Origin of the sequence: Streptomyces sp. NRRL F-5123 (genome assembly GCF_000721495.1) — a bacterium.
In the GTDB taxonomy this organism is placed as follows: Bacteria; Actinomycetota; Actinomycetes; order Streptomycetales; family Streptomycetaceae; genus Actinacidiphila.
Genome location: NZ_JOHY01000173.1, coordinates 1 through 656 on the forward strand (window position 1 = coordinate 1; position 656 = coordinate 656).

Here is a 656-nt window from a genome sequence, read left to right on the forward strand (position 1 = left end):
TGGTGAGGTGGAGGTGGGTGATGTTCCAGGTGGTGACGAGGTGTTCGGCGAGGAGGGCGCCGAGGGTGCCGGTGCCGCCGGTGATCAGGACGGTGCCGTCCGGGTCGAGCGGCGGGGGGACGGTGAGGACGAGCTTGCCGGTGTGCTTGGCCTGGCTCATGTGGCGCAGCGCCTGCCGTGCCCGGGCCAGCGGCCAGGTCGTGACCGGCGGGGGCGTCAGCGCACCCTGTGCGAAGAGACCGGCGAGGGTGCGGAGCATCGCGGCGATACGGGCCGGTCCCGCATGGCTCACCAGGTCGTAGGCCTCGTAACGGATGCCGGGGTGGGCCGCCGTGACCTGCTCGGGGTCGCGGATGTCGGTCTTGCCCATCTCCAGGAAGCGTCCGCCCTCGCCGAGCAGCCGGAGCGAGGCGTCGGTGAAGTCCCCGGCGAGGCAGTTGAGGACGACGTCCACGCTCCCGGCGGCCTCCCGGAAGGCGTCCTCGAAGTCCAGGTCGCGCGAGGACGCGCGGTGGGCCTCGTCGATGCCCATCGCCTCAAGCACCGCGTGCTTGCCCGGACTTGCCGTTGCGTAGACCTCGGCGCCGATGTGCTGGGCGATCTGTACGGCGGCGGTGCCGACGCCGCCGGTGGCGGCGTGGATGAGGACGCGCTCT

General features: G+C 72.3%; 1 protein-coding gene. It reads right to left on the reverse strand.

Going from position 1 to position 656, the window contains the following annotated elements:
- On the reverse strand, window positions 1-656 hold a 656-nt coding region (locus IH54_RS41040; protein ID WP_043183669.1), incomplete at both ends, for a zinc-binding dehydrogenase.